At 63.4% G+C, this 14,896-nt stretch carries 28 protein-coding genes; 3 read left to right on the top strand and 25 right to left on the bottom strand.

Going from position 1 to position 14,896, the window contains the following annotated elements; all coding sequences use genetic code 11:
* Nucleotides 1-29 precede the first annotated feature (29 nt).
* Nucleotides 30-656 (top strand): hypothetical protein, encoded by a 627-nt coding sequence (locus JN531_RS04010; protein WP_228347566.1) that lies wholly within the window; start codon nt 30-32, stop codon nt 654-656.
* 96 nt (nt 657-752) lie between these two features.
* On the opposite strand, the gene JN531_RS04005 is transcribed toward JN531_RS04010, so the two are convergent.
* Genes JN531_RS04005 through csrA form a run of 7 tightly spaced genes read right to left on the bottom strand, consistent with a single transcriptional unit; the run spans nt 753 to nt 3,079 of the window.
* The gene (locus JN531_RS04005) at nt 753-941 is read right to left on the bottom strand and encodes a hypothetical protein (RefSeq protein ID WP_228347565.1); all 189 of its coding nucleotides are present in this window, start codon (nt 939-941) and stop codon (nt 753-755) included.
* Complete coding sequence (locus JN531_RS04000; protein WP_228347564.1) at nt 938-1,441, bottom strand: hypothetical protein; 504 nt, start codon at nt 1,439-1,441, stop codon at nt 938-940. Before JN531_RS04000 ends, JN531_RS04005 begins: the two co-directional genes overlap by 4 nt.
* A complete protein-coding gene (locus tag JN531_RS03995) occupies nt 1,438-1,617 on the bottom strand; it encodes a hypothetical protein (protein WP_228347563.1) in 180 nt (59 codons plus the stop codon). Before JN531_RS03995 ends, JN531_RS04000 begins: the two co-directional genes overlap by 4 nt.
* The gene (locus JN531_RS03990) at nt 1,617-1,988 is read right to left on the bottom strand and encodes a hypothetical protein (protein ID WP_228347562.1); all 372 of its coding nucleotides are present in this window, start codon (nt 1,986-1,988) and stop codon (nt 1,617-1,619) included. Before JN531_RS03990 ends, JN531_RS03995 begins: the two co-directional genes overlap by 1 nt.
* Nucleotides 1,985-2,464, bottom strand: coding sequence for a hypothetical protein (locus JN531_RS03985; RefSeq protein WP_228347561.1), 480 nt, complete (start codon nt 2,462-2,464; stop codon nt 1,985-1,987). The genes JN531_RS03990 and JN531_RS03985 overlap by 4 nt, the downstream gene beginning before the upstream one ends.
* A complete protein-coding gene (locus JN531_RS03980; RefSeq protein WP_228347560.1) occupies nt 2,461-2,910 on the bottom strand; it encodes a hypothetical protein in 450 nt (149 codons plus the stop codon). The genes JN531_RS03985 and JN531_RS03980 overlap by 4 nt, the downstream gene beginning before the upstream one ends.
* Entirely contained in the window at nt 2,894-3,079 is a 186-nt protein-coding gene (csrA, locus tag JN531_RS03975) for a carbon storage regulator CsrA (protein ID WP_228347559.1), read from the bottom strand. The genes JN531_RS03980 and csrA overlap by 17 nt, the downstream gene beginning before the upstream one ends.
* Nucleotides 3,080-3,396: 317 nt before the next feature.
* Here csrA and JN531_RS03970 point away from each other — a divergent pair, with 317 nt between their 5' ends.
* Nucleotides 3,397-4,029, top strand: coding sequence for a hypothetical protein (locus tag JN531_RS03970; RefSeq protein ID WP_228347558.1), 633 nt, complete (start codon nt 3,397-3,399; stop codon nt 4,027-4,029).
* Here JN531_RS03970 and JN531_RS03965 read toward each other — a convergent pair.
* From JN531_RS03965 to JN531_RS03955, 3 genes are read right to left on the bottom strand one after another with little or no spacing between them, the layout of a single operon-like run.
* Nucleotides 4,011-4,208 (bottom strand): hypothetical protein, encoded by a 198-nt coding sequence (locus JN531_RS03965; protein ID WP_228347557.1) that lies wholly within the window; start codon nt 4,206-4,208, stop codon nt 4,011-4,013. The two genes, JN531_RS03970 and JN531_RS03965, sit on opposite strands and share 19 nt — an antisense overlap.
* On the bottom strand, nt 4,198-4,506 hold the full coding sequence (locus JN531_RS03960; RefSeq protein WP_228347556.1) for a DUF4326 domain-containing protein: 309 nt from the start codon (nt 4,504-4,506) through the stop codon (nt 4,198-4,200). The genes JN531_RS03965 and JN531_RS03960 overlap by 11 nt, the downstream gene beginning before the upstream one ends.
* On the bottom strand, nt 4,503-4,691 hold the full coding sequence (locus JN531_RS03955) for a hypothetical protein (RefSeq protein WP_228347555.1): 189 nt from the start codon (nt 4,689-4,691) through the stop codon (nt 4,503-4,505). The genes JN531_RS03960 and JN531_RS03955 overlap by 4 nt, the downstream gene beginning before the upstream one ends.
* Before the next feature lie 56 nt (nt 4,692-4,747).
* Here JN531_RS03955 and JN531_RS03950 point away from each other — a divergent pair, with 56 nt between their 5' ends.
* Entirely contained in the window at nt 4,748-5,479 is a 732-nt protein-coding gene (locus JN531_RS03950) for a hypothetical protein (protein WP_228347554.1), read from the top strand.
* 8 nt (nt 5,480-5,487) lie between these two features.
* Here JN531_RS03950 and JN531_RS03945 read toward each other — a convergent pair whose 3' ends face one another.
* The 15 genes from JN531_RS03945 to JN531_RS03875 form a co-directional block, all read right to left on the bottom strand.
* Nucleotides 5,488-6,099, bottom strand: a complete 612-nt coding sequence (locus JN531_RS03945) for a J domain-containing protein (RefSeq protein WP_228347553.1) — start codon at nt 6,097-6,099, stop codon at nt 5,488-5,490.
* Entirely contained in the window at nt 6,096-6,482 is a 387-nt protein-coding gene (locus tag JN531_RS03940; protein ID WP_228347552.1) for a hypothetical protein, read from the bottom strand. Before JN531_RS03940 ends, JN531_RS03945 begins: the two co-directional genes overlap by 4 nt.
* A complete protein-coding gene (locus JN531_RS03935) occupies nt 6,479-6,676 on the bottom strand; it encodes a hypothetical protein (RefSeq protein WP_228347551.1) in 198 nt (65 codons plus the stop codon). Before JN531_RS03935 ends, JN531_RS03940 begins: the two co-directional genes overlap by 4 nt.
* Nucleotides 6,673-7,176, bottom strand: coding sequence for an HNH endonuclease (locus JN531_RS03930; RefSeq protein WP_228347550.1), 504 nt, complete (start codon nt 7,174-7,176; stop codon nt 6,673-6,675). The genes JN531_RS03935 and JN531_RS03930 overlap by 4 nt, the downstream gene beginning before the upstream one ends.
* Complete coding sequence (locus tag JN531_RS03925; protein ID WP_366522413.1) at nt 7,173-8,927, bottom strand: DNA cytosine methyltransferase; 1,755 nt, start codon at nt 8,925-8,927, stop codon at nt 7,173-7,175. The genes JN531_RS03930 and JN531_RS03925 overlap by 4 nt, the downstream gene beginning before the upstream one ends.
* Nucleotides 8,928-9,039: 112 nt before the next feature.
* Nucleotides 9,040-9,258, bottom strand: coding sequence for a KTSC domain-containing protein (locus tag JN531_RS03920; protein ID WP_228347548.1), 219 nt, complete (start codon nt 9,256-9,258; stop codon nt 9,040-9,042).
* Nucleotides 9,259-9,265: 7 nt separating this feature from the next.
* Nucleotides 9,266-9,469, bottom strand: a complete 204-nt coding sequence (locus JN531_RS03915; protein ID WP_228347547.1) for a hypothetical protein — start codon at nt 9,467-9,469, stop codon at nt 9,266-9,268.
* A 61-nt stretch (nt 9,470-9,530) separates the two neighbouring features.
* Nucleotides 9,531-10,322, bottom strand: a complete 792-nt coding sequence (locus tag JN531_RS03910) for a DUF2303 family protein (protein WP_228347546.1) — start codon at nt 10,320-10,322, stop codon at nt 9,531-9,533.
* Between the two features lie 10 nt (nt 10,323-10,332).
* Entirely contained in the window at nt 10,333-10,737 is a 405-nt protein-coding gene (locus JN531_RS03905; protein ID WP_228347545.1) for a YfdP family phage-associated protein, read from the bottom strand.
* Between the two features lie 59 nt (nt 10,738-10,796).
* Complete coding sequence (locus tag JN531_RS03900; RefSeq protein WP_228347544.1) at nt 10,797-11,255, bottom strand: single-stranded DNA-binding protein; 459 nt, start codon at nt 11,253-11,255, stop codon at nt 10,797-10,799.
* A complete protein-coding gene (locus JN531_RS03895) occupies nt 11,255-12,931 on the bottom strand; it encodes a YqaJ viral recombinase family protein (RefSeq protein WP_228347543.1) in 1,677 nt (558 codons plus the stop codon). Before JN531_RS03895 ends, JN531_RS03900 begins: the two co-directional genes overlap by 1 nt.
* Entirely contained in the window at nt 12,918-13,886 is a 969-nt protein-coding gene (locus JN531_RS03890) for a hypothetical protein (protein WP_228347542.1), read from the bottom strand. The genes JN531_RS03895 and JN531_RS03890 overlap by 14 nt, the downstream gene beginning before the upstream one ends.
* The gene (locus JN531_RS03885; protein ID WP_228347541.1) at nt 13,883-14,053 is read right to left on the bottom strand and encodes a hypothetical protein; all 171 of its coding nucleotides are present in this window, start codon (nt 14,051-14,053) and stop codon (nt 13,883-13,885) included. Before JN531_RS03885 ends, JN531_RS03890 begins: the two co-directional genes overlap by 4 nt.
* Nucleotides 14,046-14,354 carry a hypothetical protein gene (locus JN531_RS03880; RefSeq protein WP_228347540.1) on the bottom strand — a complete coding sequence of 103 codons (309 nt, stop codon included), beginning with the start codon at nt 14,352-14,354 and terminating at the stop codon, nt 14,046-14,048. The genes JN531_RS03885 and JN531_RS03880 overlap by 8 nt, the downstream gene beginning before the upstream one ends.
* A gap of 112 nt (nt 14,355-14,466) precedes the next feature.
* The gene (locus JN531_RS03875) at nt 14,467-14,718 is read right to left on the bottom strand and encodes a hypothetical protein (protein WP_228347539.1); all 252 of its coding nucleotides are present in this window, start codon (nt 14,716-14,718) and stop codon (nt 14,467-14,469) included.
* Nucleotides 14,719-14,896 lie beyond the last annotated feature (178 nt).

Genomic DNA, 14,896 nt, shown 5'->3' with positions numbered 1-14,896 from the left:
AGTTCCATAGCTACAGGAAAAGAGAATCTATGAGTCGAAAAATCAGAAATCTGATCAGCAGAAAAGAGGCCTTTTTGTTCGGTCTGCTTTCCGGTGTACTCGTTCTGCTGTTGCTTATGGCATGGCTTGATTTCATTGATGCTGACCTTGAATTCTTTGCGAACCTTGGAACGCTATTAGCCCTGTTCGTCTCTACATTTACATATGTAGCTTCCAATATCGATATGCGTCACCAAAGAAAGATAGAGGCTGCAAATCGACTGCGACGGCCATTCATGAAGCTTAAGTCTCATAACAACGTATTCATTGCTCAGGTTCGGGTGCGCGTTTTTAATGTCGGAAATGACTTGCGCGAAATTCCAGATTACTTGATGTCGATTCTCAAGGTTAATCATGATCACGCAGCCGCACTCGAGCAAGCTGGTGATGCTGCACTTGACAGTGGGTGGGTTCACGCCGGCCTCCTCGATCAAATGCTGGGTTGCCTGTCAAATATTCGCAATGAGATAGACATGATGGAAATCCTCGGGACAGCAACGTTCAAGAATGTCCAAACTTCTATAAAAGATGATTTTGAGAGATTCATTAAATGCGCGACAGAATTTCGAGACCACTGTAAGGAGATGTTTCCCGAACAACCATCATTTGTCCGGTAGAGGCGGATAGTTGGATTCCCCTACTCATGGGGGCGGCCAGCCGGTCGATAGGCGCACGCCAGGCGCCGCCGATGATGGCGAAGGGGAGGAGGTCGGTCACTGCTGGCGCTCCCCGGGCGGTGTCCACCCCAGTTTGATCAGCGCCGACCGGACGGCCTGGTCCTCCATGCGGAGAACGCCGCGCTGAACAGCACCCAGCACGTTCGTTTCTATCTCGATGTCACCGACATCCGTGATGCGGCTAGTGACTGCGATCACTGCTTTCACGTCGCGTTTGTCATTCATGCGCGCCTCCGACCGATCTGCCGGGCCAACTCGGGCTCGAACTGGCGCGTGATCATGCGGGCCACATGGGCTGCGGGCGCCTGGATCAGTAGATCCTCCGATACCGCGTAGCCTAGTGACCCGTCGGGGCCGCGGAGCTCTACGTGGACCATGCGATCTACAGCCTCTCTGTGCATCTTCAATCGGTACACGGCGAGCCGCAGCAACTCGACAACAGCGTTCTCGTGGGTAGCGTGGTTTGCCAATCCTTTGGTCAAGCTAGGAAGACCGTGGTGCATCCGGAAGAAATCCGACACGTGGTCCGTTCCCAGCTCCCGGGGCTCCAGCAGCGCGCTGTGATCCGGCACCAGCTCCTCGATCTGGCGCATCGTGTACTCGCAAGCCATGGCTTTGCGGATGGCCCGTCGCTCGGCAACCTGCGATTCCCGCGTCTGATGTTGCGCCAGGCGGAGTGCGGCAGTGAGTCGACGCTTCTGGTTTCTCCCGAATCGTTTGCTCACAGTTGGACCTCCCCGCGCTTCTTTCCGTCCACCGCCTGCTCGACCTCTTTCGCAAGTTCTTCGGCCGGTCGGCTGAGAAGCCGGTCGTCCTCAGTCTCGGCGCCGGTCAGATTCTCGACTGCGCGTAGCGGGGCGTTCAGCAATCGGATAGGGGTTGATAGCAGCTTGCCGAACATCACTTCACCTCCCCGCGCATGGCGGCGAGTTCGTCTTCCACTACGTTGTCGATCTGCAGCTCATCGGGCACGGCGGGATGCTTCGTCCAGTGCGTGTGATAGCCGGGCCATGTGTCGTCAAGCGGGGTGCCAATCCATGCGGGCTCATTGCATGGCTTCGTCCACCAGACAACCGGGCCGTAGTCCTCGTGATAATCGCCCAGTGTTCGGACCTTCTGCGCCTCGTCCAGCGCGGCTTGCAGCTTGGCGATGTGGGCGGTCATGGCACCGCACTGTGACCTCAAGGCCATCTCGTCAGCGAACCGTCCAGATGCGGCCATCTCCGCCAGCCTCGCAATCCGCTCGCTTTCCCGCTTGAGTTCGTCGCTCATGGGTTCCTCCGTCTACGCTCGGCAGCTAGTTTGTCTCGGGCTGCCCCACGAACAGCAGGGCCATCGCCCCACGCCCCGTCCGCGATTTCACTGAGTTCCCCTTCTCGTTCTGAATTGTCGTCTGCCACTGGCGGCGTAGGGGCGGCGAGCATGGCGCGAAGTTCAGGCAACAGATCGCGCAGCCTCCCCCACTGAGCATCGCCACGGTCGTGCCAGCCGTTGTCCAAAAGCAGCTCGGCAACGCGGTCAACAGTTTGTTCGTCGTCTGCCAGCAGCGGGCCTGAGCAAAACTCGGGCTTCGCCAGTTCGGCGCAACGGTTGACGCATTCAGCGGCGTGCAGGTAGTCGGTTTCAGTCATGCCGATGATCTTGTCGCCGCTGTGTTCGCCGCTGACGCGGTGTCGAACGGCTCCGCGCACCATCACTGGTTCGTGCGTATCGGCGCTCCAAGGCGCTGGCGTTGGATTCTTGCTCATGACTGCCCCCGGTGCTTGGCGAGCGCGGCGGCAAGGGCCTTGCGGGCGTGAAGCATTCTGACCGTTGGGGCGCTGGACCAAGCATTCGCATTCGGTTGATCGGCTCGCTGCGCCTCGGCGTCTACCTCGTCCATAGCGGCGAGCAATTCCTTCGACAGCCGCAGCACGTCAGGCGGCGGGACGGGGGCGGTGTAGAGCGGGCCGATCAACTGAAAACGCGGGTTGTTGGCGATGAAGTTTTCAGGGTTGTTGATGCCGTCGTTCGTCAATTCCATGCACCGGCCTGTTTCTCGGTGCTGAAAGTTCCACGCCGCTGGCTCCTGCTCCCGGAGCTCCTTATCGCGATCCGCGCGGCCGGCTTGCCAGGCCGCCTCGGCGAGCCGCTGCTTGTCCGCTGGCATGCCGTCGATGGCCCATGCTCGCCAAAACTCAGCTTTGGTCTTCATTCTTGGCCTCCTTTCTGGCTTTCTCGATCAGCTCGCCCCGGTGGATGGGCACTGTCTCCGGCGCATCGATCCCGATACGGACCTGGCCGCCCTTGATCTCAAGAACGGTGATGGTGATGCCGCCGGCGATGACGATGGTTTCGTTGACGCGTCTGGTGAGGATCAGCATGTCGACCTCCTGGTCGTGGGTGAAATGTCTCGCCGGGTGAGACGCGGGCGGGGTACGCTCCGGCCATGGCGAGGTGGACTCAAACGTGGACGTGTGGGGCCTGCGGGCATGTGTCCCGGCGGGTTGTGCGCTACCAGAAGATGGGCGCCAGTGAGCGGCCGTTGTCGCAAGTGGCCGCCCGGGGGCGCTGCACCAGGTGCGGGGTCCGGGGTCAGTGCTCGATCGATGAGCGGCCGCCAGATCGGATTCCGTGGCAGCGGGCGTTTCAGCGAGAGTGCGACAATCCCCGGGACAAGTCGGCCTGAGGAGCCCACTGTATGTGCGAGAAGATCCTGAACTGGTTGAACTGCGGCACCTGCGCACTCCTTGGCGTAATGACAGGGTTCGTTCTTGGAATCCCAGTTATCACGACGGTGCAGTATCTCGATCTCGAGCCGGAGTGGGTTCAGGCGGTCGGATCGATTGGGGCCATATTGGCTGCCGTATGGATCGCGGCCAGGCAAGGAAAGCAATCGCTGGAAAATATGGAAAAGGAACACCAGAAGCGGCGACAGGAGGCCGCAGGCATTCGGAAGAATAGAAGGCATGCTGTTGAAGCGATTCTCGCTCCCGCCGTAACGATGCTCAGAGCAGTTGAGACTGGTCCGGTCACCTGCGAAGTCGCCAGTCAGGCTTTTGCTGAGATGAAAAAGCGGTCTTTGCGATTGAGAGCGGCTACTGAAGCCGCCTCCATGGACTTCGAACTCGTCTCCACACTTTCTCGACTGGTGGTACTTGTTGATTCCTCTAAAACATCGTTTGGACTGAAAGATCCAACTCTGGACCGTAATGATGCTGCTGCGAGCCTCGCAAGAAAGGAGGCACAAAGAGGGGCGCGAGATCTCCTTAAAGAAATCAATTCGCATCTGGATGAAATTTTCTGCGAGGCCGATCACCGCGACGCTTCCTGACTCTCGTCGATGATCCGGTCCATCACCGCCTGCACGTCGGCATCGGCACGCATGGCCAGGGCCTGTACTGCCAGTGATGGCCGGGCGCCCAGAATCGTGTTGAACAGGGCGCTCCGGGCATCCTCGATCTGATTCAGCAGGGCGTTGGTGTCGGCGGGGATGGCCGGGTTATGCGGCATTGCTGAGCTCCAGCAACACATCGGCATGGCAGGGCTGGTCCAGCGGGCACCAGCAGGCGAGGTTCGCGCCGCGTAGCGCCGGCAGTGCTGTCAACAGAGCCGCCTTTTGCTCAGGCATGCCGGCCTCGCATCCATCGACCGTCAGCCACGTCCTGAATGCAGAGACGGCTTCCGCGTGGCTGCGGTCTTCTGTAACCCGGAAGGGGTTGCCGAAAACACCGGGCCGCGCGACTTTCACCGTATTCGGCGGCATGCGCCAGCCCTTGGTTCGGCGGAGTTGGATGCGTTGTGGTTTCACCGGCCTTCCTCCTTGGCTTTGATGTGCTCGATGTCGGCCTCAATGGCCGCGCGCAGCTCGTCGCTACAGCCCAGCACCTCGCCGGTGCCGACGACGACGATTCGGTAGGTGTGCATGTGGGGCGCATACGTGATCCGTCGGCCCTGATGCTCGATGACGCCTACGGGGCAGCGGGGGGCGGTCATGAGGTCCGCTCCGCAAGTACACTTCGACAGAGATTCAATTCCTGCGAGGAATTCCCGTGGAGTACGCCAAGCAGCGTCAGTGGTTCAAATGGGTTACGGGTCTGATCGCTGCTGCCTGTGCGATCTGGGTCGGGCATCTGGCCTGGACGTTCTACACCTCGGACACCGCGGGGAACCTCGTTTCGCCAGGGCAGTGGTGGCTTTCGCTCACCCCCGAACAAACCGCCAGCTACCTGACAGCATTCGGCACCGTATTTGCTCTGTTCATCGTCGTGGCCATCGCTTGGAACGAAAGCATCGAGCGGGAGCGTCAGCGGCAGGAGCAGGTCGATTTGAGGCAGGCGGATCGAACGCGGCTTCGTGAACTCGCCAAAGCTCAAATTGTTGGACCGATCGCCAGACTGCTTGTTGATTGCAATAAGGTATCTGGCGCGCTGATTCGGCAGTCGATCCGTCAAGGAGCGCTTCGCACTCAGATCCTTAGCCGAGTGACTACCGTGCGATTGATCGCCGACCTCCGTGTTGATATCGGGGGCCTTACTGAAAGCGAGGCTGCATCCTTTGGTCGCATGACCGGGCGAGCGAGTGTTTACCTCTCCGTTATTGACTTGTTTTTGCTCGCGGCCAAAACCAATCTGGCATACAACGAGGCTCAGGTGGGACCTGAGGCGCCTACGGCTGAGGCAGCCATCCTTGACTGCATGGAAGCGGGGCGCTCCATTCTCAGGTCCTTCGGGCTGGACCCTGACGATGATATTGCTCTGTCGCACTCGGGTGAGGCGGTGTAGGGCGTTCATCACAGGGTCACCTCCTTGATCGCCTGCTGATACGCCGCCTGCACCGCATGGAACTCATCGGCGCTGCCGCCTCGGTCCGGGTGACATTCGGATCGGCGCCGGCGGAATGCGGATTCGATGTCGGCGCGCGTTGGCGCCGTGCCCGGCTGCAGGCCCAGGACATCCCGCCAGCCGCGCTCAGTCGGTGCTGGCAGGGCAGTGAACCCCTTGAACGCGGCCTCCATCATGTCGCCGGTGCCCCAGCGCGAGATCCCGCGCAGGGCGTCGATGGTCTTGGCGATGGCCTGCATGTTGTCGACCACGGTCAGCCAGCGGTCGCATGCGAAACAGACCGGGTTGCCCTTGTAGTTGAAGTACACGGCGACGCCCGGATCGTCCGGCGGCCGTGCGCTTGCCATCGGCAGGCCGTCGCGCCGCAGGGGCACGTTGGTCGACAGGATCAGCTCGGCCTTATGGCGCATCCACTCGTAGCGGCCGGTCATCAGTTCGACCTGGCGCACGACTTCATCCCGGGCGCGGGCAAAACTGGTGTCGAACCGGGAGCGCTCGCGGGAAATGCGGCTGGTCCGGGGCCGGCCTTCGGGCCAGTAGAGGGGGTAGGACTCGATCATGCTGAGGCCCCCAAGACGACGGCTTTTCCGTCCTCAAACGGCTGCGGCCAATTCCCCCAGCGAGACCAGATGATCTTGTCCCAGCGGTTGGACTCCATGTTGGAGATCAGCACATTAGCGTTGGGTCGGCTCGCCCGAACTTCGGCTAGGGTTTCGACCTTGCTGTCCGGGTGGTAGTACGTTGGGCCGATCTGTCGCGCCGTGCCGGTGAACCGACTGTCCCCGTCGACAACATCCTCACGCTCGTGCAACGTGAATGCGTATGCAGTGTTCGGCCATTTGACGGCCAGCGGGTCCAAGCTGTTGACGGCGACTGTAGACGTCTCAGCAAACAACAGGCCCGGGCTGTAGAAAGTGGCGAACCGCTCTGTGATCTTCTTCATGAAATCGCCTTCTGCTTTGCCCACCACGGCGGCACCCACACGAACGTCCGCGGCGGGATGCCCTCGCGGGTGGTGCTGGCCAGGTCCTTAGGCACCCATTGCTCATAGGCGGCCTGGCCCTGGCGTTCGACGCGAACGAGGTACGCCCGATCGCTCTCGCGGATTACGGGGCCGAGTTTGGTTTCGTCGGTCATGCGGCACGCATCCTTTCCCGCAGACGCACTTTCTCGACGACCGACAAGTTGCCGGCGTCCTGATTGCAGCGCGCGTGAGCGAGGGCGAAGTTGGAAATGTGGTTCGGCCCGCCCTTGCTGAGGGGGACCAGATGCTCGATGGTGGCCTCGTCTTCCGACACAGCCTCCCCGCAGTAGAAGCACTCGGCCGTGTCCCGCTGCACCAGTGCGAGGAACATCTTGGTCGACAGGCTGGGGCGTGAGCGCTTGCGGTCGATAGGCGCACGCCAGGCGCCGCCGGACATGAATGCTTTGACGGCAGCACCGGCGCCGTTCACGGCCTTCCAGGTCCTGCCCTTGCTGTTGCGGTAGACGACGTGAGTGTCGGGCCCGGCTCGGTAGCGCAGCACCTCCCACTCGTTGGTCGGCTTCAGCAGTTCGGCGCCGTGCTGTTCCAGCCACTGCTTGAACTTCTGCAGCTTGGCGGCGGACATGGCCGGGAAAGGGAACTCGGCGGTCATGCCACGCTCCCGCACTGCACCGCGGCGACGATTGGGCGCACCCAGATTGGTTCGCTGCTGAGGATGAAGGTCTCGCCCGACCAGGCCAGCAGCAGGGTGCGGGCCATGACGTTGGCGATGGCCTCAGCGGCAGCGCTGGGGACGGCGTTGCCGATGCGTTCGCGCCAGGCACTGTCGCTGTTGCCGTCGAGCTGGAATGCCTCGTACTCATCGAGATCCAGCAGCGATTGCAGGGCTGCCAGCTCCAGAGTGGTGAATGGCCGGTGCCAGGTGCCGTCCTCGGCGATGATTCGGCACTGCAGTTTGTCGGCCGGCTCGGGCATGCGGGGGTCGGCGACATTGTTGTGGCCGTTGTCGTGCTGCCCGCTGCCGGTGACGGCATAGGCGGTGCCCTGCCACGGCACCACACCGTAGTGGCCGCCCGTGAGGTAGTGGCTGCCTTTTCCGCGGGCCATGCCGGGGCGCGGGTCGGAGACTGCGAAAGCCCCCTGGCCGGTGGTGCTGCCGCCGATGACGGTGCCCGCCGCTTCGTCGAACCGCGTGATGGCGTACTTGCCGAACAGGTCTTCACGCGGCGGCCGGGGGTCGGCAACGCACTGGCCGGTGCCGTGGGCGCTGGTGACGGCGCCGGCCTCGCGATTCCAGCGGACGATGCGGAACTCGTTGTTGTGCTTGGCAGGACCGGCATGACGTGGATCAGCCACCGAGAACCGCCCCTGGCCGGGGCTCTTCTGGCTGGTGATGGTGGCGGACGTTTCATCCCAGGGTGTGACGCCGTACTGGTGATACTGGTCGGCGCCGGCGGGGTGACGAGGGTCGGCGACTGAGAACGCGCCATTGGTTGGCGTGCTACGGCCTGCAACGGTGCCCATGCTGTCGTCCCACTTCTGCACGCCCATGTAGCCGGCGTGGTACCCGGGCACGATCAGGTAGTCGCGCAGCTTCCCGTCTTCCACCGCCAGACGGTTGAGGCTGCGCCAGTCGCTGCCGGCTTCCACGAAGGCCAGACGCACCCAGGTCTTCCATTGCAAGGCTGGCAGCCGGTGCATCGGGTTGACGGGCTCGCCAACTGGCAACGGCAGGCGGGACAGGACGTCGCCCACCGCCCGCAGCGGCCGGCGTTCGGGCTCGTACAAGAACGGCGGCACCTTCTCGGCATGCCGGGCCACCAGCAAGAACCGCTTGCGGCTCTGGGCCAAGCCGCCGATCTCGCCACAGTCGTGCGTGGTCTCGGCGACGGCATAGCCGTAGCTGCGCAGCAGCACCTGGATGTGATCCAGCAGCGCGCGGCCCCGGGTGGCGATACGGGGGACGTTCTCGAACAGGATCAGCTCGGGCGGGTCGTCCGCCCAGGCCTCGAGCATGAGCCAGACGGCGCGCAGCGTGAGGCGGTTGAGTGCCTGGTACTTGTCGGTGAGGGACTTTAGCTGCGACAGCAGGCCGGAGAACCCTTTGCATGGGGCGCTGATGAAGACGACGTGCGGGCGCTCATAGTTGTAGGCTCGGCGGACATCATCGGCCGTCGCCTCGCGCCAACCGTCAGGCGGGGGTCGGCCATGGAATGCGGTGTACTGCTCGCGATCGAACAGGTCCATGAGGGTGCCGGCCACGCCTGACAGGCGCTCAAAGTCGCGGATGCCGGCAGGGTCGACATCGATGCCGCCGATGCAGCGATAGATGGCGGTCATGTTGCCGACCCGGGCCCTACCGCGGTTGAAGCCGCGTGCGCCACCACCGGCGCCGGCGCACATGTGGGCGTGACGGATCTCGACGATGCTCACCGGCGCCGCCCCTTCTTCTCGGGCTGGGGCCAGCGCATGCGCTCCTTGAGCCGGCGCTGAACGCGGATGTTGCGGCGGCGGCTCACTGCTCCGGCTCCAGCTTCTGGCCCTGGAACTGGCCACGGACGTTTGCGGCGAAGAACTTGCCGGCGGACTCAGCACCGACCAGGCCGGAATGCACTTCGGCAGGAACGTCGGCGTAGCGGTACCGGCCGGATCCGAATTCGACTTCCATCGTCTTCGACGCGGCGTCATAGCCGACCGACTTGATGGTGCTGCTCTTGATGGGGGTGCGGTTCATGGCGACCTCACAGGGTGTTGGGTTGGGGGCGCGGCGCGGCGGCGCACTTGCGCACTTCGACGTGCTCAAGGCGGATCGGGGCGCGTTCGGGATCGGGGATCAGGTGGTCGGCGCCGATGAACCCGGCGCCGAACGCGAAGCCGATGAAGATGGCCAGGAGGCCGATGGATAGGGCGTCTTGGCGGGTCATGGGGATGTCGGGTGGTTCCATCGTGGTGTCCAGTGGCGGGCCGACGGCGTACCGCCGGCCCGCTGGATGGCCTGATCGTTGATCAGGGCTGGAAGTTGCCGAGGGTCATGGTTGCCGCGTCGCCGACGTGTTCGAGCAACAGGGCCTTGAACTCGGTGGCGATGTCTTCGGCCTGGGCTTCTTTGCCGACGATGCGCAGCGTGATGTGCGGCTTATCGCCGGTGATGATGGCCGTCCGCAGTTGAAACTCCCGCTCCCGGAAGCCGGGGTAAGGGCACGCCCGCAAGATCAGGCGGCTCGGCATGCCGCCCTTGGCACGGGCCTCGATTTCTTCGAGCGCGCTCTTGGTGGCACCGAAGTCGCGGTCTTCGCTGGTGACCGATTTCTTGGCATCGATGGAGATATTGCGGATGGCGGCAGTTGCCTGGGCCAGCGGCATTGCCTCGCCATCTTTCTCGGCGGTGATGACCGATGCCCAGTCCTCGATCCACTCGGCCAGCGCACGCTGGGACTGCGGAACGCCCTCGACGCCCCGCAGCGCGGCATAGGCGGCGGTGGGTTCGAGATCCAGCTTGGCAACCCAATCGGCATGGCCGGGGGTCTTCTTGTCACCGAGATTGATGAAAGTGCTGGCCGCGCACTTTTTGGGGTCGATGAAGCCGACACCACCCGGGTTTGCCTTGAGATAGCTGACGTACTCGGACAGCACGGTGGTGGTGAACGTGCCGCGGAAGCGGCTACGGCCTTCCATCAGGTGCTCGATGGTGACGATCCTGTTGTCGAGCACGAGCGCGGGGGTGTGCTCGGCGAGCACGTTTTCCCTGCTGGCCTGGATGGCCAGTTCGGCGATGCGGTTGAGGGTATCGATGTGCATGGGTGTGTCCTTACTTGTGGGAGGTGATTTCGCCGGTGGTACGGTCGACGGACTCGCGGACACCATCCGTCCGGCCGGTAGCAGCGCCGGCGCCCATGTCCATGCGGGTCTGGGCGTTGGGATAGATGGTCAGCTTGCCGCCGCGGCCGACATGCAGCGGGGTGGCGGATTCGTGCTCTTCCATCAGCTTTCCGCGGGGCTTCGGCAGCACGTACTTGAGCTTGTGGCTCAGCGATACCTGGCTGCTGTCGTCGATCTGCTTCAGCTTCATGGTGAGGACGACTTCGCCGCGTTGGCCGGTGGTGCAGACGTTGGCTGCGACGTCAGACAGGGCGCGGTTCAACTGCTCTTCCAGCACGCCTCCGTTCAGGTCGCCGACCAGGTCGGCAAAGTCGGTTTTGGGGATGTCGCTCATTGCAGTGCTACTCCGTGGTGGGTTGCTTGGTTCGCGGCGCCGGGGTGGCCGACACCGCGTTAATCAAAAGGGATGTCGTCATCCTCGAACGGCGCGTCGCTCTGACGGCCGGCGTAGGCGGGCGCGGGGGTGTGGGTGGCGGCGGGGCGCTGCTGGGTTGACTGGCCCTGGGCATTGCCGCTGGGGCTGCCGAGCATCACGATGTCGCTGGCGCGGATCTCGGTGGAGTAGCGGTCCTGTCCGGACTTGTCCTGCCACTTTCGGGTTTTGATCTGCCCTTCGACGAAGATGCGGTCGCCCTTCTTGAGGTGCTGCCCGATGATCTCGGCCAGCTTCTTGAAGGCGACGACGGTGTGCCACTCGGTTGCCTCCTTGGTCTCGCCGGTATCGCGGTCTTTCCACTGTTCGCTTGTGGCGATGCGGAGGTTGGCGACGGCTTCGCCGCTGGGCATGTAGCGCATTTCAGGATCTGCGCCGAGGTGGCCGATGAGCTGGGCGCGGTTGAGTGAGCGGGCCATTACGCTGCCCTCGCCATTTCGCTGCCGGCCTGCTGGATGTGCTGCACCAGCCGGGCGGCGATGCGCGGCCAGTCGCTGGCGCGGTAGAGCTTTGCGGCCTTCTCCTGGCCGACGTGCGTGAACCCGAGCTGGGCGAGCCCGTCGGCGCTGATGGACAGCGGGGCGATCAGGGCGTTGATGTCGCCGAGCTTCATGCGCTGGCCACTATCGGCGACCGGCGCGGGCGCACCACCGGTCTCGTTTGCGGGCTGGGCGGCCGCCGCGGGTGCGCTCGCGGTTTCGACGGCCTGGGTGGGCATCGGTGCAGGGGGCGGCGCGGCGGCGGCCTTGGCGCGGTCCTCGGCAGCGGCCTTGGCCTGTTCTTCGGCCCGGCGCTTTTCCTCTTCGGCGGCTCGGTGCTCGGTGATCCGCACGCGGATGAGGTTGGCCAGATCCTCGGGGGTTTTGCTGGTGACCAGCGCCTGGGCATCGGCGAAGAGGGTTTCGTAGCCCTTGGCGTCGGCGCGCAGCAGCTCCAAGTTCTTGCGGATGCCGTTGGCGATGCGGTCGGCTTCGATCTTGAAGCGGGCCAGCTCGGTGTCGACGGCGTTCTGCAGGCTGGACAGGGTCCGTTTGCCCTTCATGACGCCGGCAAAGTCCACCGGCACGGCGGGCATTCGGATGCGCGGGCCGAGCGTGCTGTTGATTTCGGCGATGTGGTTATCGCTGGCTTCGCGGGCCTTCAGCAGGATGTTGTCGCGGCGCTGCTTCTTCTGCTCGGTGACCAGGCGGTTCAGCAGCAGGCGCTTTTCGCGGACCATGGCGCTGATCTCGTCCATGGTGCGGAACACGGTGTCGATGTCGGCGGCCTGCGACTGGGCAGCGTCCTTCGTCGCGGCCAGTCGATCCTCAACATCGCTGCACCACTTGACGGTCTTCTCGGCGCTGGCAAAGTCCTCGTCGGTTTCCAGCTCGGTGTTGATCGCCTCAATGACGGCGACTGCGTGGCTGCGGAAGCTGTCGAGATTGGAGGCAACAACCCGGCCTGAGATTTCGACACGCAGGGCGGGCAGGGTTTCCGGGGCGGTACCGGCAACGATCACTTCCTGCTGGGGCGGCTGGTAGCTGGCCACGTCCTTGTTGAACTGGGCCCAGCCGGCATGCAGGCGTTCGATGTCCGCTTCGACGCTGGCGCGCTCGATCCACAGATAGACGCTTCCCGCCTCGGTGCCGTCGGTGACCATGTAGAGACAGCGGGCGGCGCTGCTGACGTCGAACTGCTGCACAACCTGCCAGTAGTCTTCTTCGGGGATCTGGCCAGCGCGGACGTCGTCGGCCTTGGCCTCGTTCCACTGCTTGCACTCCCAGATGACGATGCCGGCCATCGTGATGCCGTCGAAGCTGGATAGGCGCTTACCGTCGTCGCTGACGCCAGTCGCGGGGTACAGCTCTTCGCCGACCAGGCTTTCGGCGAAGGGGCGAGCCGCTGCCTCGATTTCGTGGCCGCGCTCGAACAGAACTTCGCGCACCCAGTCGCTGAATTCCTTTTCGCTGCCGGTGGCCTTCATGCGCAGCAGCTCGTTGCGCGTGGTCTTCTTGCTGGCGCCCATCATGGCGGGTGCCTCGCTGGCGGTGTTGTAGCGGGCGCGAGTGGCGTTCCACTCGTCGCTGCCCTGCTGGAGGTCAAGCGTCTGCATGTTCGGGCTCCTGTTGGGTGCCGAGGCTGAGGATGGTTTTGCGCTGGGCGTCGGTGAGCGTGGATTTGCTCTCGACCATTGCGACGATGTCGGCTGCTGAGCGCCGGCCGGAGGCGATGAGGTCGGTCCAGGCGTTGCTGTTCGCCTTAATCGCAGCGTCGGTGTACGGGGGCTTTTCGAGTCGCGGCTTGGATGGCGCCTGCGATTCGCCGCTGGTTGCGGAGCCGAACATCTGTTCAGGCGTGCTATCGCCGTCACGGATGGCGGTCAACATGCCTGCAAGGGTCACCATGTGTTCGATGGTGATGTCTTCCTTGCCGCGCACATTGAGAACGTCGAGGATCTGGGCTTCGGTGACGCCGAAGCGTTGGAACTGTTCGAAGCACTCGGCCCGGCGGTTGTTGAGCGTGCGAACATCGCCCATCACCACCTTGCGTGCGGCTTGGTACATATCCGACCAGAAGGCTTTCGGAACGCCTTTGAGAATGGCGTTACGCAAGCCGATGCTGCATGCGGCGTTTGCGGTGACGCCGATCATGTCGGCCGTGAAGCGTCGCCCATGCTTGTCGACGATGCGGCGCTGCACCTCGTAGGTGATGGCGACGTTGCGCTCAAGGTCATGGAACACGCCCTGCGCGGTCACGAAATCACCCTGGTCACTGACTACACGGGCCCCGGCCCTGCAGTTGCCCCAAGCTGAAGCGATCACTTCGGCGAATCGGGCACTTGGCCCTTCGATGACCTTGCCGTCGCGCGGAAGGCTGTAGATGCACTCACCAGCGATCTGTTGGGTGAGGGTGACCATCTGCAGGGTTTCGTCGCGGAACCGCTTCAGGCTGCGCGGGTAACGTCGGGCGGTTTCGATCTGCATGTCGATTTCGCCGCGATTCAGCAGTGCCACCGTACCGCTTTCGGCGGTAATCGGGTCGATCTCACGGGCGTTGTCTGCGCTCATTCCGACCACCCCCAGTCGCTGAGCGACTGATCGGTGCGGTCCGGGCGCTCCGGGTCGTGCATGAAATAGACGGGCTCGTTGCCGATGCTGCCGGTCTGGACCAGGCAGGGAATGTCTGCCTCCTGCGCGTGCGGCAAGGGCAGCACAGGAAGATCGATGTCAAACATGGGTGGGTGCCTCCTGGGCTTGGATGCGCTTTGCCTCGTCGGCGATGGCGTGGGTGCCGATCTCGAGCGTGGCGTGGCGGCGGATGTGGTTGATGACGACAGCGCCGGCAGCGAGCTGCGCGCGGGCGGGGTCGTTGGGGTGCTCTGCGGCGGCGCGGGCGAGGGCGTCGAGCGCGTCGTTCGGCAGTTCCTTCAGCGCGTCTTCGACGATGGTCCGGCCGTCGATGTGGTCGAGGGAGCGGGCGAGACGCACGGTCAGCAACCGGGCGACCAGGCGGTTGCGGGCGAGTTCGATGCTCATCCCCAGCCACCCACAAATGCGCCGTAGAACGACAGGCCGACGGTGAAGGCGATGACGGCGTAGGCGAACAGCCAGCCGGCATCTTCGATGCGCTTCTGGAGGGTGGGGCGGCTCATTCGGCACCCGCCTCGGCGAAATCGCCGCTCTCATCCAGCCGATACCAGACGCCGGGCTTGATGTGGCCAAGGAATGCAGCCCGTCGCTCACGCTTCGCGGCATTGGCCCCGATTTTGTAGGTCTCGCCCTTGGCTGGGCTGACGATGGTCTGACCCAGCGCGTTACGGATGAGCCCCTTGCTGATATGCAGGTAGCTCAGACGCGATTCAGCCCGGCGGCTGGCGGTGGTTGTGCGGCGGTACTCCATGTGGCGCTCCATCGGGTGTTGATGGAGCGATCATTACCGTAATGGTTACGGGCGTCAATACCGAAACGGTAATTAATGAAACTATCTGCGCTAAGGTGCTGATAGAAGGAGAAATCTCGTTGGTGTTGTGGTGAGTCCCTTGGCTCGTTAGGCTTCCCCAAGATGAATCTCACAACAC

Source organism: Flagellatimonas centrodinii, assembly GCF_016918765.2.
Taxonomy (GTDB): Bacteria; Pseudomonadota; Gammaproteobacteria; order Nevskiales; family Nevskiaceae; genus Polycyclovorans; species Polycyclovorans centrodinii.
The sequence above is the reverse complement of the archived record's forward strand: the minus strand, read 5'-3'. Positions and strand labels throughout refer to the sequence as shown.

Bases quoted from the DNA above. Each gene is read 5' to 3' on its own strand.
- JN531_RS03930 (WP_228347550.1), bottom strand. From the start codon at position 7,176: ATGACCGCCGAGTTCCCTTTCCCGGCCATGTCCGCCGCCAAGCTGCAG.
- JN531_RS03895 (WP_228347543.1), bottom strand. From the start codon at position 12,931: ATGCAGACGCTTGACCTCCAGCAGGGCAGCGACGAGTGGAACGCCACT.
- JN531_RS03885 (WP_228347541.1), bottom strand. From the start codon at position 14,053: ATGTTTGACATCGATCTTCCTGTGCTGCCCTTGCCGCACGCGCAGGAG.
- JN531_RS03955 (WP_228347555.1), bottom strand. From the start codon at position 4,691: ATGACCGCCCCCCGCTGCCCCGTAGGCGTCATCGAGCATCAGGGCCGA.
- JN531_RS03875 (WP_228347539.1), bottom strand. From the start codon at position 14,718: ATGGAGTACCGCCGCACAACCACCGCCAGCCGCCGGGCTGAATCGCGT.
- JN531_RS03925 (WP_366522413.1), bottom strand. From the start codon at position 8,927: ATGTGCGCCGGCGCCGGTGGTGGCGCACGCGGCTTCAACCGCGGTAGG.
- JN531_RS04010 (WP_228347566.1), top strand. From the start codon at position 30: ATGAGTCGAAAAATCAGAAATCTGATCAGCAGAAAAGAGGCCTTTTTG.
- JN531_RS03920 (WP_228347548.1), bottom strand. From the start codon at position 9,258: ATGAACCGCACCCCCATCAAGAGCAGCACCATCAAGTCGGTCGGCTAT.
- JN531_RS03905 (WP_228347545.1), bottom strand. From the start codon at position 10,737: ATGAGCGACATCCCCAAAACCGACTTTGCCGACCTGGTCGGCGACCTG.
- JN531_RS03995 (WP_228347563.1), bottom strand. From the start codon at position 1,617: ATGTTCGGCAAGCTGCTATCAACCCCTATCCGATTGCTGAACGCCCCG.
- JN531_RS03915 (WP_228347547.1), bottom strand. From the start codon at position 9,469: ATGGAACCACCCGACATCCCCATGACCCGCCAAGACGCCCTATCCATC.
- JN531_RS03880 (WP_228347540.1), bottom strand. From the start codon at position 14,354: ATGAGCATCGAACTCGCCCGCAACCGCCTGGTCGCCCGGTTGCTGACC.
- JN531_RS03910 (WP_228347546.1), bottom strand. From the start codon at position 10,322: ATGCACATCGATACCCTCAACCGCATCGCCGAACTGGCCATCCAGGCC.
- JN531_RS03990 (WP_228347562.1), bottom strand. From the start codon at position 1,988: ATGAGCGACGAACTCAAGCGGGAAAGCGAGCGGATTGCGAGGCTGGCG.
- JN531_RS04005 (WP_228347565.1), bottom strand. From the start codon at position 941: ATGAATGACAAACGCGACGTGAAAGCAGTGATCGCAGTCACTAGCCGC.
- JN531_RS03980 (WP_228347560.1), bottom strand. From the start codon at position 2,910: ATGAAGACCAAAGCTGAGTTTTGGCGAGCATGGGCCATCGACGGCATG.
- csrA (WP_228347559.1), bottom strand. From the start codon at position 3,079: ATGCTGATCCTCACCAGACGCGTCAACGAAACCATCGTCATCGCCGGC.
- JN531_RS03890 (WP_228347542.1), bottom strand. From the start codon at position 13,886: ATGAGCGCAGACAACGCCCGTGAGATCGACCCGATTACCGCCGAAAGC.
- JN531_RS03985 (WP_228347561.1), bottom strand. From the start codon at position 2,464: ATGAGCAAGAATCCAACGCCAGCGCCTTGGAGCGCCGATACGCACGAA.
- JN531_RS03965 (WP_228347557.1), bottom strand. From the start codon at position 4,208: ATGCCGCATAACCCGGCCATCCCCGCCGACACCAACGCCCTGCTGAAT.
- JN531_RS03945 (WP_228347553.1), bottom strand. From the start codon at position 6,099: ATGATCGAGTCCTACCCCCTCTACTGGCCCGAAGGCCGGCCCCGGACC.
- JN531_RS03935 (WP_228347551.1), bottom strand. From the start codon at position 6,676: ATGACCGACGAAACCAAACTCGGCCCCGTAATCCGCGAGAGCGATCGG.
- JN531_RS03970 (WP_228347558.1), top strand. From the start codon at position 3,397: ATGTGCGAGAAGATCCTGAACTGGTTGAACTGCGGCACCTGCGCACTC.
- JN531_RS03940 (WP_228347552.1), bottom strand. From the start codon at position 6,482: ATGAAGAAGATCACAGAGCGGTTCGCCACTTTCTACAGCCCGGGCCTG.
- JN531_RS03900 (WP_228347544.1), bottom strand. From the start codon at position 11,255: ATGGCCCGCTCACTCAACCGCGCCCAGCTCATCGGCCACCTCGGCGCA.